General features: G+C 66.0%; 12 protein-coding genes and 1 tRNA gene. 10 read left to right on the top strand and 3 right to left on the bottom strand.

Features of this window, described 5'->3' with window-relative positions:
• Positions 1 to 229: 229 nt before the first annotated feature.
• From ACZ5MJ_RS14435 to ACZ5MJ_RS14420, 4 genes are all read left to right on the top strand, one after another.
• Positions 230 to 2,563 (top strand): DNA translocase FtsK, encoded by a 2,334-nt coding sequence (locus tag ACZ5MJ_RS14435; RefSeq protein ID WP_464220190.1) that lies wholly within the window; start codon positions 230 to 232, stop codon positions 2,561 to 2,563.
• A gap of 166 nt (positions 2,564 to 2,729) precedes the next feature.
• Positions 2,730 to 3,365, top strand: a complete 636-nt coding sequence (gene lolA, locus ACZ5MJ_RS14430) for an outer membrane lipoprotein chaperone LolA (protein WP_464220189.1) — start codon at positions 2,730 to 2,732, stop codon at positions 3,363 to 3,365.
• Positions 3,366 to 3,373: 8 nt separating this feature from the next.
• The gene (locus ACZ5MJ_RS14425; protein WP_464220188.1) at positions 3,374 to 3,811 is read left to right on the top strand and encodes a hypothetical protein; all 438 of its coding nucleotides are present in this window, start codon (positions 3,374 to 3,376) and stop codon (positions 3,809 to 3,811) included.
• A gap of 298 nt (positions 3,812 to 4,109) precedes the next feature.
• Entirely contained in the window at positions 4,110 to 5,147 is a 1,038-nt protein-coding gene (locus ACZ5MJ_RS14420; RefSeq protein ID WP_464220187.1) for a Fe(3+) ABC transporter substrate-binding protein, read from the top strand.
• 30 nt (positions 5,148 to 5,177) lie between these two features.
• Here the strand turns inward: ACZ5MJ_RS14420 and ACZ5MJ_RS14415 are convergent, their stop codons facing one another.
• Entirely contained in the window at positions 5,178 to 5,849 is a 672-nt protein-coding gene (locus tag ACZ5MJ_RS14415; RefSeq protein WP_464220185.1) for a hypothetical protein, read from the bottom strand.
• 107 nt (positions 5,850 to 5,956) lie between these two features.
• A complete protein-coding gene (locus ACZ5MJ_RS14410; RefSeq protein ID WP_464220184.1) occupies positions 5,957 to 7,594 on the bottom strand; it encodes an ABC transporter permease in 1,638 nt (545 codons plus the stop codon).
• A gap of 134 nt (positions 7,595 to 7,728) precedes the next feature.
• On the opposite strand from ACZ5MJ_RS14410, the gene ACZ5MJ_RS14405 reads away from it, so the two are divergent.
• The 6 genes from ACZ5MJ_RS14405 to ACZ5MJ_RS14380 all read left to right on the top strand — a co-directional run bounded on the left by ACZ5MJ_RS14405 (position 7,729) and on the right by ACZ5MJ_RS14380 (position 13,093).
• The gene (locus tag ACZ5MJ_RS14405; protein ID WP_464220183.1) at positions 7,729 to 8,859 is read left to right on the top strand and encodes an ABC transporter ATP-binding protein; all 1,131 of its coding nucleotides are present in this window, start codon (positions 7,729 to 7,731) and stop codon (positions 8,857 to 8,859) included.
• Positions 8,860 to 8,935: 76 nt separating this feature from the next.
• Positions 8,936 to 10,291 carry a replication-associated recombination protein A gene (locus tag ACZ5MJ_RS14400; RefSeq protein WP_464223727.1) on the top strand — a complete coding sequence of 452 codons (1,356 nt, stop codon included), beginning with the start codon at positions 8,936 to 8,938 and terminating at the stop codon, positions 10,289 to 10,291.
• Positions 10,292 to 10,396: 105 nt separating this feature from the next.
• Positions 10,397 to 11,701: a serine--tRNA ligase gene (serS, locus tag ACZ5MJ_RS14395; protein ID WP_464220182.1), complete on the top strand. Its 1,305-nt coding sequence runs from the start codon at positions 10,397 to 10,399 to the stop codon at positions 11,699 to 11,701.
• A 78-nt stretch (positions 11,702 to 11,779) separates the two neighbouring features.
• Positions 11,780 to 11,869: transfer RNA gene (locus tag ACZ5MJ_RS14390), tRNA-Ser, on the top strand.
• Positions 11,870 to 12,055: 186 nt separating this feature from the next.
• Complete coding sequence (locus ACZ5MJ_RS14385) at positions 12,056 to 12,646, top strand: recombinase family protein (protein WP_464220180.1); 591 nt, start codon at positions 12,056 to 12,058, stop codon at positions 12,644 to 12,646.
• Positions 12,647 to 12,679: 33 nt separating this feature from the next.
• A complete protein-coding gene (locus ACZ5MJ_RS14380) occupies positions 12,680 to 13,093 on the top strand; it encodes a hypothetical protein (protein ID WP_464220178.1) in 414 nt (137 codons plus the stop codon).
• A gap of 12 nt (positions 13,094 to 13,105) precedes the next feature.
• On the opposite strand, the gene ACZ5MJ_RS14375 is transcribed toward ACZ5MJ_RS14380, so the two are convergent.
• Positions 13,106 to 14,005 carry a rolling circle replication-associated protein gene (locus ACZ5MJ_RS14375; protein WP_464220177.1) on the bottom strand — a complete coding sequence of 300 codons (900 nt, stop codon included), beginning with the start codon at positions 14,003 to 14,005 and terminating at the stop codon, positions 13,106 to 13,108.
• Positions 14,006 to 14,383 lie beyond the last annotated feature (378 nt).

Below are 14,383 nucleotides of genomic sequence, written 5' to 3'. Positions count from 1 at the left end.
GTTCCTGTGGCCGGTGCGGCATGCTGCCCACCGGCATTGCTCGAAAGCGACATTATAAGAGGAGCTGCATTTGCTCACTGTTGCAAATTCCAATGGGTGCGATAGTCTCGGGCCACGTTAAAATGGCCGCCACGATGACCCTCAGTCACCCGGTGAGTGGCCAGTGACTGGGCGCGGCATCGGCCCGAAACGCATCCGGAATCACCCTAAACGCGAGTCTTAACCAGGCATGGCCCGAGCTACCACGACCACCCGCACCGACCCCTCAGCCTTGCCATCCCGCATCGGCAAACTGCTGGGCGAGGTCCGCTGGTTCCTGCTGCTGGCCGTCACGCTGGGCTTCCTGTGCGTGCTGGCCAGCTACAGCAAGGCCGATCCCGGCTGGTCGCATGCCAACCAGGTGGCCGACATCCACAACCTGGGCGGCCGCGTCGGCGCCTGGGTGGCCGATGTGCTGTTCTTTATCTTCGGCTTCTCCGCCTATTGGCTGGCGGTGCTGCTGGTGCGCCGCTGCTGGCGCGGCTGGCGCGCGCTGACCGCCGAGCTGCCCGAGCGCGCGGACCACAGCCTGCACCGGCAGGGCGTCACCGTCAGCTGGATCGGCTTCGGGCTGACCCTGTTCTCCAGCATGGGCCTGGAGGCGATCCGCATGTACCCGCTGCGCGCCGCGCTGCCGCGCGCGCCGGGCGGGGTACTGGGCGACCTGCTCGGCGGCTGGCTGCAGGTGGCGCTGGGCTTCACCGGCGCGACCCTGCTGCTGTTGCTGCTGCTGGCCATCGGCTTGTCGCTGTTCTTCCATTTCTCGTGGCTGACCGTGGCCGAGCAGATCGGCGGCTTTGTCGAGACCCTGTTCCTGGGCTTCAAGGCTCGCCGCGAAAGCAAGCAGGACCGCATCATCGGCGAGGCCGCCAAGGTCGAGCGCAAGGAAACCGTCGAGGTCCAGCGCGTGCGCATCGAAGAGGCGACGCCGGTGCAGATCGTGCGTCCGCAGGCGGTGCCCAAGCATGAGCGCGTCGAGCGCGAGAAGCAGCAGCCGCTGTTTGCCGACATCCAGGACTCGGACCTGCCGCCGCTGTCGCTGCTGGACCCGATCCCGGCGCACCAGGAAACCGTCAGCGCCGAGACCCTGGAGTTCACCTCGCGCCTGATCGAGAAGAAGCTCAAGGACTTCGGCGTCGAGGTCAAGGTGGTGGCGGCCTACCCGGGCCCGGTCATCACCCGGTATGAGATCGAGCCGGCCACGGGCGTCAAGGGCAGCCAGGTGGTGAACCTGGCGCGCGACCTGGCGCGTTCGCTGTCGCTGGTGTCGATCCGCGTGGTCGAGACCATCCCGGGCAAGAACTACATGGGGCTGGAGCTGCCCAACCCGAAGCGCCAGACCGTGCGCCTGTCTGAAATCCTCGGTTCGCAGGTCTACAACGAGAGCGCGTCCAGCCTGACCATGGCGCTGGGCAAGGACATCGCCGGCAAGCCAATGGTGGCCGACCTGGCCCGCATGCCGCACTGCATGGTGGCCGGCACCACCGGCTCGGGCAAGTCGGTGGGCATCAACGCGATGATCCTGTCGCTGCTGTACAAGGCCAAGGCCGAGAGCGTGCGCCTGATCCTGATCGACCCGAAGATGCTCGAAATGAGCGTGTATGAGGGCATCCCGCACCTGCTGTGCCCGGTGGTGACCGACATGCGCCAGGCCGGCAATGCGCTGAACTGGGCGGTCGGCGAGATGGAGCGCCGCTACAAGCTGATGAGCAAGCTGGGCGTGCGCAACCTGGCCGGCTACAACAAGAAGATCGACGAGGCCGCGGCCCGCGAAGAGAAGATTCCCAACCCGTTCAGCCTGACCCCGGACGCACCGGAGCCGCTGGACCGGCTGCCCACCATCGTCATCGTCATCGACGAACTGGCCGACCTGATGATGGTGGTCGGCAAGAAGGTGGAAGAACTGATCGCCCGCATCGCGCAGAAGGCGCGCGCGGCCGGCCTGCACCTGGTGCTGGCTACGCAGCGTCCGTCGGTGGACGTGATCACCGGCCTGATCAAGGCCAACGTGCCGACCCGGATCGCATTCCAGGTCAGCAGCAAGATCGACTCGCGCACCATCCTCGACCAGCAAGGCGCCGAAACGCTGCTGGGCATGGGCGACATGCTCTACCTGGCGCCGGGCACCGGCCTGCCGGTGCGCGTGCACGGCGCCTTTGTCTCGGACGAGGAAGTCCACCGCGTGGTGCAAAAACTCAAGGAGTCGGGCGAGGCCAACTACATCGAGGGCATCCTGGAAGGCGGCCTGACCGATGACGCTGGCGGCGACGGGTTTGGCGGCGGCGCGGGCATCGGCGGCGGTGGCGGCGAGGCCGATCCGCTGTACGACCAGGCGGTCGAGGTGGTGCTGAAGAACCGGCGCGCGTCGATCTCGCTGGTGCAGCGCCACCTGCGCATCGGCTACAACCGCGCCGCGCGGCTGCTCGAAGACATGGAGAAGGCCGGAATGGTCTCGGCCATGTCGGGCAACGGCAACCGCGACATCCTGGTGCAGGGTGGCGGTGCCGCGCGGGAAGATGACTGAGCGCCGCGCGCGGAAATCACCGTAATATCTGGTTACCCGACATCGCGCGGCAAACGGAATCCCCGGGCGGCCGCCGGCTCTAAAAGGACAGGTCGCCCGTATCGGCGCCGGCAAACTGCCTGGCGCGATACGGCGGCAGCACCTTACAACAACCAGGACCCGAACCATGCGAAACCGCATCCTTGTGTCGGCTTGCGCCGCGCTGGCGATGTTTGCCCTCCAGGCGCCGGCCCATGCCGCCGCCACCGACCAGTTGCAGAGCTTCGTCTCCGGCGTGAAGAGCGCACGTGGCGAATTCACGCAGCGCCAGGTCAAGGGCCAGGGCGCCGACCTCAAGGTGACCGGCACGTCCAGCGGCACCTTCGTGTTCTCGCGCCCGGGCAAGTTCACCTGGCGCTATACCAAGCCCTACGACCAGCTGCTGCAGGCCGACGGCCAGACCCTGTACATCTACGACAAGGACCTGAACCAGGTCACCGAGCGCAAGCTCGATGGCGCGCTCGGTTCCAGCCCGGCGGCGATCCTGTTCGGCAGCAATGACCTGGAAAAGAACTTCGTCGTGAAGAACGGGCCGACGCGCGACGGCGTGGAGTGGCTGGAGCTGACGCCCAAGGCCAAGGACACGCAGTTCGAACGCATCGGCATCGGCTTCAAGGCCGGCAACCTGGAAGCGATGGAGTTGCGCGACGCGTTTGGCAACACAACGCTGCTGACCTTCACGGGCATGCAGAAGAACCCGCCGCTGGCGGCCGATGCATTCCGGTTCACGGTGCCCAAGGGCGCCGATGTGATGAAGCAATGAGGCCCGCCATGAACGATCCGCACGCAGGTCCTGCAGTCATCCTCCGTTCGCGCCGCCGTCCGGGCGCGGTGCTGCTGGCCGGTGCCGGCGCGTTGCTGGTGGCGGCATGCGCCAGCGTTGGCGGCGGTGCCAGCAAGTTCGATGTTGATTCTTTCCTGCGCGCGTCGGACTCGGCGTTGCCCGAAGTCCTTGGCAACGTGGCCTTCCTCAAGGCCACGCGCCTGCCAGCCAACGATTGCGCGGTGATGCTGCAATCGGCCAGCACCGGCGTGCTGGAAGACCTGCCGCCGAGCAGCAGCGCGCGCGGCCCGGCCTGGCTGCTGCATCCGAAGGACCAGCCTGGCCAGGTGTGGCTGGTGGTCAGCGAGGCGGGCGGCGAACGCACCTGCCACGGGCCGTTGCCGGCCGATGCGATGAAGACACTGACCGACCGGGCCAAGAGCTGAGTAGAACCACATGACAACCCGCAGCGCCGCACGCTGGGCGTCAAGGGTGGCAAGGTGGTCTGGGTGCGCCGCGGCTGAGGTCTGCCACACGCGTAGCGGCCGTTCCGTCCTGGTGGGGACCGCAACGGCGATGCCTCCATCTCCCCTGCATTGATCTGTCAACGGCTGTCAATATGACGGAAATGTAATTTGACCGCCGGAACAAGAATCAATATTGTTTGCCGCTGACCGGAATCCAATCACCGGGCGGCTTCGGAGTCCCCGGTGGCTGCCCAAACCATGCTGGGGAGCCATCCGCGTGAAGACCACTATCCGAACCCTGCTGCCGCGCGCCGCGGCGCTGGCCTTGCTGACCTTGCCGCTGGCCGCCGCTGCGCAGGAGAAGGTGCTCAACCTCTACACCGCGCGGCATTACCAGACCGACAAGGCGCTGTACGCCAACTTCACCAAAGCCACCGGTATCAGGATCAACCGCATCGAAGGCCAGGAAGACCCGCTGCTGGAGCGCATCCGCAACGAAGGCGCCAACAGCCCGGCGGACGTGTTCATCACGGTGGATATCGGCCGCCTGTGGCGCGCCCAGCAGGCCGGCGTGTTCGCGCCGGTAAAGTCGAAGGTGCTGGAGTCGCGCATCCCGGCCAACTACCGCGATCCCGGTGGCGAATGGTTCGGCTTCTCGGCGCGCGGCCGCGTGATTGTCTACAACAAGACCGCGGTCAAGGCCGGCGATATCGCCAGCTATGAAGACCTGGCCGATCCCAAATGGAAGGGCAAGGTCTGCACGCGTTCCAGTGGCCACGTCTACAACCTGTCGCTGGTCTCCAGCCTGATCGCCCACGACGGCGAGGCGCGTGCCGAGCAATGGGCGCGCGGTGTGGCCGCCAACCTGGCGCGCGTGCCCAAGGGCGGCGACACCGACCAGCTCAAGGCGGTTGCCGCCGGCGAGTGCGACGTGGCCATCGCCAACACCTACTACATCGCGCGCGTGCTGAAGTCGACCAAGCCGGAAGACAAGGCCGTGGCCGACAAGCTGGGCGTGCTGTGGCCCAACCAGTCGAGCCAGGGCGTGCATATGAACGTCTCGGGCGGCGGCATGCTCAGGCACGCGCCCAACAAGGAAGCGGCGGTCAGGTTCCTGGAGTACCTGGCCAGCGACGAGGCGCAGCGTTACTTTGCCGACGGCAACAACGAGTGGCCGGTGGTGCAGGGCGTGAAGGTCAGCAACCCCGCGCTGGAAGCGCTGGGCACGTTCAAGTCCGACAGCATCAACGTTGCCGAACTGGGCAAGTACCAGCCGCAGGCACAGAAGCTGGTGGACCGCGCCGGCTTCAAGTAAGCCCCCGACTTTGCCGTAACGCGGTTCCTGCTACAGCAGGAACCGCTTGTTCCCCGTCACCTGGATCGGCTCGACCTTGCGGAACGTCAGCTTCACGCTGCTGTTGAGCCGACGCCCGGCCTGGCGCCGCACCAGCGCCCGGTGCAGCATGCCCTTGTGGCCGACCGTGCCTTCGGCATAGGGCTGGTCCGCGGTCCCGCCCAGCGCCATCGCGGCCAGCGCCTGGTTGCGCTGCGCCGCACTCTTTTCCAGCAGCTTGTCCAATGCCATGCGCGCGCGCACCTGCGCGGCGAGTGCGGTATCGCCGGGGTTGGCGCGGGCGCGCTCGGCGTCCCACGGCAGCCGCGCCTTGCCGGCCAGGCGGCGCAGCGCGGCGCGCAGTTCGGCGCCATCCATGCCGGTTTCCTGCACGATCCAGACCGCATCATGGCGTACCACCGCTTCGGCATCGGCCATGCGGCGCACCAGCGCCGGCTGCAGTTCGGGCGACGAGAACTGGCGCGCGCGGCGGATGGCATTGAGCGCGATGCGGCGTACCTGGGAATTGGCGTGATCGATCAGGTCGGCGATGACGCGTGCGGCGGTGTCGGCCGAATCGATCATCTCGGCGAACTGCCCGGCCAGCGAGACTTCTTCCACGCCGCTCAGCCTGTTGCGGCTCAGCCGGTTCAACTTGAACAGCAGGATGTGATATCGCAGCATAGGTTCTTGCGCGGCAGGCACGCCGCGGGTCGCTCCCGGGCGAACGCCGGGCCATGAGAGGCTATCGGCGCGGGGCGGCGCGACTTTAGAGCGAGAAGGCGGGCGGCTCAGCGCCGCGCTTCGCGCCGGATCGTGCGCGAGAGCACGATCACCGGCAGCAGGCCCACGGCCACGATCACCAGCGAGGCGGTGGCGGCCTCAGTCAGGCGCTCGTCGGCGGCGAGGTTGTAGGCCTGCACGGCGAGCGTGTCGAAGTTGAACGGGCGCATTACGAAGGTGGCCGGCAGTTCCTTCATCACGTCGACAAAGACGATCAGCGCCGCGGTCAGCAGGCTGCCGCGCAGCATCGGCAAATGCACGCGCCGCAGCGTGGCGCCGGGGCCGTGGCCCAGGCTGCGCGCGGCGGCGTCCATGCTGGGCGTGATCTTGCCCAGCCCGGCATTGACGGTCTGCAGCGCCACGCCCAGGAAGCGCACCAGCAGCGCATAGACCAGCGCGGCAATGCCGCCGGTCAGCAGCAGCCCCACCGGCAGCCCGAACTGCTGCAGCCAGGTCGACAGCGCGTTGTCCAGCCGTGCCACCGGCACCAGCACGCCCACGGCGATGACCGAGCCCGGCAGCGCATAGCCCATGCCGCACAGCCGCGTCAGGCCGCGCATCAGCCAGCTGCGCTTGCCGTTGACGGCGCGCGCGGCGTAGCCCACCACCAGCGCGACCGCCACCGCGGCCAGCGCAGTGGCGCTGGCCAGCAGGAAGCTGTTGCGCACCAGCCCGACAAAGCGCGGGCCGAACTGCGCGTCGCCATCGGTGAAGGCCATGCGGCACAGCATCAGCGCGGGAACCAGGAAGCCCAGCAGCACCGGTACCAGGCACACCGCCAGTGCCAGCCAGCCGCGCGCGCCGTCGAGCGCCCAGGCCACGGCGCGGCGCTGGTTGCCGTAGACCTGCGCGCGGCCGCGGCTGGCGCGCTCCATCAGCAGGATGGCGGCGACAAACAGCAGCATGCACGCAGACAGCTGTGCCGCGGCGTTCTTGTCGCCCAGCGAAAACCACGCGCGGTAGATGCCGGTGGAGAAGGTCGGGATGGCAAAGTAGGCCACGGTGCCGAAGTCGGCCAGCGTTTCCATCATCGCCAGCGCGGTGCCGGCGACGATGCCGGGGCGCGCCAGCGGCAGCACCACGCGCCGGAGCCGGCTCCAGGTGCCATGGCCGAGCAGGCGCGCGGCCTCCAGCGTGTTCTGGGTCTGCTGCAGGAAGGCGGCGCGCGCGGTCAGGTACACGTACGGGTACAGCACCAGCGAGAACAGCGCGATCGCGCCGCCGAGCGAGCGGATCTCGGGGAACCAGTATTCCCGCGCCTTCCAGCCGGTCAGCGCGCGCAGCCAGCCCTGCACCGGCCCGGCGAACTGCAGCGCGTCGGTGTAGGCGTAGGCAATCACGTAGGCGGGCATCGCCATCGGCAGCACCAGCGCCCATTCCATCACGGTATGGCCCGGGAAGCGGCAGGTCGATACCAGCCAGGCGGTGCTCACGCCCAGCAGCAGCACGCCCGCGGCAACACCGCACAGCAGCCAGACGGTATTGAGCACGTACTCCGCCAGCACCGTGTCGATCAGGTGGCGCCAGGTCTCGCCGGCCGGCAGCAGCACCGCCGAGGCGATCACCAGCACCGGCACGGCGATCAGCAGCGCCATCGCCAGGGTGGCCAGGGTCAGGGGATGGAAGCGGCGGCTGGACAGGAGCATGCGTCGGAGGGGGAAGTGCGGCGTGGGCGGAAATGCCGCGCGCAGCGTGCGGGCTGCCGCATTCTAGCAATGGCGGGCATGCGCGCAGCCTGAAAGGCAATCCTGCAGTGCGGTCGCGTCCTTATAATGCGCAAATGCGAACCGATTCCTATTCACGCTTGCCCGGGGCCCAGGCCCGCAGTCGGCCTGCGTCCCGCGCAGGCGCCGTCGACAGCCCTGGCGCCGCCGCCGTCATCGAGGTGGACCATATCCGCCACGCTTTCGGCCGCCATGCGGTGGTCAAGGGGCTGTCGTTCTCGGTGGCGCGCGGCAATATCGCCTGCCTGCTCGGCCCCAGCGGCTGCGGCAAGACCACGGTGCTGCGGGCCATTGCCGGCTTCGAGCCGCTGCAGGACGGCCGCATCGTGCTGGACGGGCAGACCGTGTCGTCGTCGGGCGCGCTGCTGGCGCCGGAGCGGCGCCGCATCGGCATGGTGTTCCAGGACTACGCGCTGTTCCCGCACCTCGATGTGGCGGCCAACGTGGGCTTTGGCCTGACGCGCGTCAGCCGGGCCGAGCGCGCGGCGCGCGTGGACGAGGTGCTGCAACTGGTGGGCCTGGACGGCGCGGGCGGCAAGTATCCGCATGAGCTGTCCGGCGGCCAGCAGCAGCGCGTGGCGCTGGCGCGTGCACTGGCACCGCGCCCGGAGCTGCTGCTGCTGGACGAGCCCTTCTCCAACCTCGACGTCGACCTGCGCGAACGCCTGAGCCTGGAGGTGCGCGCGATCCTGAAGGCGCAGGGCACCACCGCCATCCTGGTTACGCACGACCAGCACGAGGCCTTTGCCATGGCCGACGAGATCGGCGTGATGCACGACGGCGTGATCGAGCAGTGGGGCAGTGCGCACGACCTTTACCACCGGCCGGCATCGCGCTTTGTCGCGGGCTTTATCGGGCAGGGCGTGCTGATGGCGGGGCGGCTGCGCGGATCGGCGGAGATCGAGCTGGAACTGGGCCTGCTGCGCCCGGCAGTGCCGCTGGCTCTGCCGGCAGGGGCGGCCGTGGACGTGCTGGTGCGCCCCGACGACATCATCCACGACGATGCCAGCCCGATGCGCGCCGAGGTAGTCCACAAGGCCTTTCGCGGCGCCGAGATCCTGTACACGCTGCGCCTGGCCAGCGGCGGCCGCGTGCTGGCGCTGGTGCCGTCCCACCACAACCATGCCGTGGGCGAGCACATCGGCATCCGCGTCGGGATCGAGGACGTGGTGGCGTTTGCCGCCTAGCCGCCCGCAAGGGCAGGGCGCCGATGGTCTACACTGTGACGTTCTGCATTTTGCGCATTGACAGGGTTTGACTACCGTGGCGGACACGCTGTTTTCCGATACTCCAGACCGTTCCCGGCAACCGCTCGCCGAGCGCCTGCGCCCGCGCACCATCGACCAAGTGATCGGGCAGCAGCACCTGCTGGGCGCCGGCAAGCCGCTACGCGTGGCGTTCGAATCCGGCGAGCCGCATTCGATGATCCTGTGGGGGCCGCCGGGCGTAGGCAAGACGACGCTGGCGCGGCTGATGGCCAATGCCTTCGACGCTGAGTTCATCGCGCTGTCGGCGGTGCTGTCGGGCGTCAAGGACATTCGCGAGGCGGTCGAGCGCGCCGAGCAGTTCCGCGCCCATGGCCGGCGCACGCTGGTGTTCGTCGACGAGGTGCATCGCTTCAACAAGAGCCAGCAGGATGCCTTCCTGCCGCACGTGGAAAGCGGGCTCTTCACCTTTATCGGCGCCACCACCGAGAACCCGTCGTTCGAAGTCAACGGCGCCTTGCTGTCGCGCGCGGCGGTCTACGTGCTCAAGAGCCTGGACGATGCGGAGCTGACCCGGCTGGCGCTGCGCGCCAGCGAAGAACTGGGCGGGGTGACATGGCAGGACGAGGCACTGCAGCTGATCGTCGCCTCGGCCGATGGCGACGGGCGCAAGCTGCTGAACAATATCGAGATCGTGGCGCGCGCCGCGCGCACCGCCGGCGCCGCGCAGATCGATACCGCGCTGCTGGGCAGTGCGCTGTCGGAGAACCTGCGCCGCTTCGACAAGGGCGGCGACGCCTTCTACGACCAGATCAGCGCGCTGCACAAGTCCGTGCGCGGTTCGGACCCGGACGCGGCGCTGTACTGGTTCTGCCGCATGATCGACGGCGGCGCCGATCCGCGCTACCTGGCGCGGCGCATCGTGCGCATGGCGTGGGAGGATATCGGCCTGGCCGATCCGCGTGCCGCCCGCATCACGCTGGACGCGGCCGAGACTTATGAGCGCCTTGGCTCGCCCGAGGGCGAACTGGCGCTGGGCCAGGCGCTGGTCTACCTGGCCGTGGCGCCGAAGTCCAATGCCGGCTACAACGCCTACAACGCGGCGCGCGCCTTCGTCGCCAAGGACAAGTCGCGCGCGGTGCCGGTGCACCTGCGCAATGCGCCGACAAAGCTGATGAAGGAGCTTGGCTACGGCCACGCCTACCGCTACGCGCACGACGAACCGGAGGCTTATGCCGCCGGCGAGCACTACTTCCCGGACGACCTGAAGGCCCAAGGCTGGTACCAGCCGGTGCCGCGCGGGCTGGAGGGCAAGATTGCCGAAAAGCTGCGCCACCTGCGCGAGCTGGACGCCGCCTGGCACCGCGAGCAGCGCGTGCCCAGGGGCAAGGACGGCGGCAAGGGCGGGGAGTGACCCCGGGGGCGAGCCGGCATCGCCCTGTTCGCGCCGGACGGGGCCGGTGCAGTAAAATGGCGGGTCCGCCGGCATGTCGCTGGCCCTGCACTTCACCTTAGCAACATGCTCGACATCCAGCTGTTCCGCAAAGACATCGACGCCGTGGCGCAACGCCTTGCCACGCGCGGCTACCAACTTGACGTGGCGGCGTTCCAGGCACTTGAGGCCGAACGCAAGCAACTGCAGACCCAGACCGAGGAACTGCAGGCCCGCCGCAACAGCCTGTCCAAGCAGATCGGCATGCTCAAGGGCAAGGGCGAGGACGCCTCGGCCGTGATGGCCGAAGTGGGCGGCATCGGCGACACGCTCAAGGCCTCGGCCGCGCGCTTGGACGAGATCCAGGCGCACCTGTCGGAACTGATGCTGTCGATTCCCAACCTGCCGCATGAAAGCGTGCCGGTGGGCAACGACGAAACCCAGAACGTCGAGGTGCGCCGCGTGGGCACGCCGCGCCAGTTCGATTTCGCAGTGCGCGACCACGTCGACGTGGGCGAGAAGCTGGGCCTGGACTTCGACACCGCGGTCAAGGTGACCGGTTCGCGCTTCTCGATGCTGCGCGGCGGCATGGCGCGCATGAACCGCGCGCTGGTGCAGCTGATGCTCGACACCCATACGCAGGAACACGGCTACACCGAGATGTACGTGCCGTACATGGTCAACGCCGCCTCGATGCGCGGCACCGGCCAGCTGCCCAAGTTCGAGGAAGACCTGTTCAAGATCCCGCGCAAGGTGGGCAGCGAAGACGGCGAGCGCATCGAGAACTTCTACCTGATCCCCACCGCCGAGGTGCCGCTGACCAATATCGTGCGCGACGCCATCGTCGCGGGCGAGAAGCTGCCGCTGCGCTTTGTCGCGCATACGCCGTGCTTCCGCTCGGAAGCCGGCTCGTACGGCAAGGACACGCGCGGCATGATTCGCCAGCACCAGTTCGACAAGGTCGAGCTGGTGCACGTGGTGCCGGCCGGGCAATCGTTTGACGCGCTCGAGGAACTGACCGGCCATGCCGAGACGATCCTGAAGAAGCTGGAGCTGCCGTTCCGCACCATCGTGCTGTGCACCGGCGACATGGGCTTCGGCAGCACCAAGACTTACGACCTGGAAGTGTGGATCCCCGCGCAGAACACCTACCGCGAAATCAGCTCGTGCTCGAACATGGGCGACTTCCAGGCGCGCCGCATGCAGGCGCGCATGCGCACGGGGCAGGGCAAGCCGGAGCTGGTGCACACCCTCAACGGCTCCGGCCTGGCCGTGGGCCGCACGCTGGTGGCAATCCTTGAGAACTACCAGAACGCCGACGGCTCGGTCACGGTGCCGGCCGCGCTGCAGCCGTACATGGGCGGCATCACCCGCCTCGAGCCGGAGCTGTAAAAATCCGCTGCCAGCCTCTTGCATCGGCTGGCCGGGTATGGCTATAATCTTGGTTTCGCCACACGGCAACAAGTTACCGGAGAGGTGGCAGAGTGGTCGAATGTACCTGACTCGAAATCAGGCGTACCGGCGACGGTACCGTGGGTTCGAATCCCACCCTCTCCGCCATAACAAAAAGCTGTCGGAATCGACCACCGGCAGGCAACAACAGCGTAGTAAAACTCAGGCCGACGCCCACGAAAGTGCGCGTCGGTTTTGTTTTTCTAGAGTGCCCTCCCTCAGAGGGGTGGCCCAAGCTCTGGCCGACGCACGCGATAGACTCTTGCATACAACTACAAGAAATGCATTGGTCACATGTTAGTCGGATACGCAAGAGTAAGTACGCAAGAGCAAGAGTTCCACGCACAGACCGACGCATTGCGAACAGCAGGCGTCGGTTTTATTTTTGCCGAGAAGAAATCCGGCGCGACCACATCAAAGCGGCCAGAGCTTGAGAAGATGCTGTCACGCATTCGCCCAGGCGATACCGTCGTCGTGTACAAGCTAGACCGGATCGCACGATCCCTGAAAGACCTGCTCATCATCATTGAGCGAATAGAAGGCGCGGGGGCAGAATTCCGCAGCCTGACGGAACACCTAGATACCCGATCCCCGGCAGGGAAGATGATCTTCCAGATCATTGGAGCATTCGCAGAGTTTGAGCGAGAGCTGATCCGCGAACGAACACGGGCAGGCATGAAGGCAGCTGTAAGCCGTGGCGTCAAACTTGGCAGGCACCGTGCCATGACGCCGAAGCAAGAGCGAGAATGTATCGATTTCTGGCTAACTGGCAGCTACACCAAAACCGCGCTGGCGTACAGATACGGAACGCACATCAGCAGCATCAAGCGTGCCATCAAGCGCTACAACGAATCGATACAACCCGAGTTGCTAGCCGCAGCCTAGGTAAAATGCCGGAAAACAACAAAGGAGCACCGCATGAGACTACTTCTCGCGGTTATAGCGCTCGCCTGTTTCACCGGCAATACTTCAGCCCAACACAAGTGCACAACGGGAAAGAAAGTCCTATACACGGACACGCCTTGCCCAATTGGCTCACAGACCAGCAGCACAGCCGGCAACGTATCGACCATCGACACGAATACAAGGACCGAGGCGATCAATCGGGAATTTTTGCGACAACGCGCGGAAGAAGACCGGCAGTTCAAAGCCCAAATCTTCCAAGAACAAGCACAGCAGATAGCTCTCGACCGCTCACAGTGCAACGCGCTCACAGCACAAGCCAGGAGCATAGAAGCCGCGATGCGCCAGCCACTCGACTACAGCATGCAAGAACGATACCGCAAGGACCACAAAAGCATCAGAGACCAGCAGTACCGCCTCAAATGCTGAACAAGGAGCCGCCTAAGCCGTTGGAGAAGCCCCGACGAAGAAGTACCGCCCACCGTCCGAGACATACGCCTGTATGTCGTGTGCCGGGCATACTTCCATCGCCGCTTTCATCGCATCCACGATGACCGCATGCATGTCCTTCGTGTCATCAACGAAGTACGTTTCCGGCTCCGGGACCACGATCCCCTTAGAAGTCCAATAACGCTTTTTGTTGAGATCGTGGTTATCCACGTCTTTCGAAATGTACTTGGCAATGTAGGCCGCCAGTGCATGACGCTTCCACTTGCCACCGGTCTTCGGGTTGCGCACATCGACATTGCCATTCGGACGCCCAGCCTCATCACGACCGACAATGCGACGCCAGATGCCGCGCACGAGGTTGTAGACAAGACGGCCATGCACCGCCACGTGGATATGCCAAGCGCCCCGCGTTTGCGTCTCAGGCACCGCCACGTAGTGCCACTGCCCCGCCCCCTTCATCGCACGCCGGAAAGCGTCAAAATCGCGTTTAAGGCGTTCCACGTCTTGCATGTTCTCCCGATAAGTGAGGGTCAGCAGACGATCAGCTTGAATGGATTGGCAGCGTAGCCGCACGTTCTTGCGAGCCCGCTTCGATGAAGCATGCATGGACTGTTCCGAGTTCGTGGACTCGCCACGCTTTGCACGCGGCAACGCCCGAATCTCATCCATGCGCACACGAACAGCCAGGGGATAGCCGTAGAAGTTCACTGAGCCGTCACCCTCGAAATAGCGCATGCGCCCGACGATAGTGTCTTTCCATGGACCATCAACGAAGCCCCGGTCAATATCCGCCTGACGAGAGCGTTCCTGATACTCAAGTGCCCGAGCATCGGCCTCAGAGTAATGGCCTTTTACTTCGTGATAGTGCGGCTCTATAATGTTTTCACGCATGGCGAGTGTCCTTCAACGTGTCGCTATGTAGGCCCGGGGGTGTTGGTAGCACCTGCCGGGCTTTTTCTTTGCCTACCGGCTTGGAAGCCGCGCCAGTAGTACGTTTCCGTTAAGTGTTATTACTTCAAGTCTAGGGCTCGCTTCGCTCGCCCCGTCCGTCCTCGCTACGCTGCGGGCGAGGCGGGGCAAGCTCGCGACCGCCCGACACACCCATCATCACACTGAGCCGGGAACGCATCAGAACCGCTCAGGATCGATTTTCCGGCTGCGCCGATACCCAACCCCACGAAAAGGCAAAAAGATTGATCAGAGCGCTTCGCGCTAGGGGCGCTCGCCGCGCGGCGTCTCCGGTCGCCCTCCCGAGCGTCTCCAATCCGC

The organism is Cupriavidus sp. LA-1, assembly GCF_055385985.1.
The sequence above is the reverse complement of the archived record's forward strand: the minus strand, read 5'-3'. Positions and strand labels throughout refer to the sequence as shown.

Bases quoted from the DNA above. Each gene is read 5' to 3' on its own strand.
- ACZ5MJ_RS14435 (WP_464220190.1), top strand. From the start codon at position 230: ATGGCCCGAGCTACCACGACCACCCGCACCGACCCCTCAGCCTTGCCA.
- lolA (WP_464220189.1), top strand. From the start codon at position 2,730: ATGCGAAACCGCATCCTTGTGTCGGCTTGCGCCGCGCTGGCGATGTTT.
- ACZ5MJ_RS14425 (WP_464220188.1), top strand. From the start codon at position 3,374: ATGAACGATCCGCACGCAGGTCCTGCAGTCATCCTCCGTTCGCGCCGC.
- ACZ5MJ_RS14415 (WP_464220185.1), bottom strand. From the start codon at position 5,849: ATGCTGCGATATCACATCCTGCTGTTCAAGTTGAACCGGCTGAGCCGC.
- ACZ5MJ_RS14410 (WP_464220184.1), bottom strand. From the start codon at position 7,594: ATGCTCCTGTCCAGCCGCCGCTTCCATCCCCTGACCCTGGCCACCCTG.
- ACZ5MJ_RS14405 (WP_464220183.1), top strand. From the start codon at position 7,729: ATGCGAACCGATTCCTATTCACGCTTGCCCGGGGCCCAGGCCCGCAGT.
- serS (WP_464220182.1), top strand. From the start codon at position 10,397: ATGCTCGACATCCAGCTGTTCCGCAAAGACATCGACGCCGTGGCGCAA.
- ACZ5MJ_RS14385 (WP_464220180.1), top strand. From the start codon at position 12,056: ATGTTAGTCGGATACGCAAGAGTAAGTACGCAAGAGCAAGAGTTCCAC.
- ACZ5MJ_RS14380 (WP_464220178.1), top strand. From the start codon at position 12,680: ATGAGACTACTTCTCGCGGTTATAGCGCTCGCCTGTTTCACCGGCAAT.
- ACZ5MJ_RS14375 (WP_464220177.1), bottom strand. From the start codon at position 14,005: ATGCGTGAAAACATTATAGAGCCGCACTATCACGAAGTAAAAGGCCAT.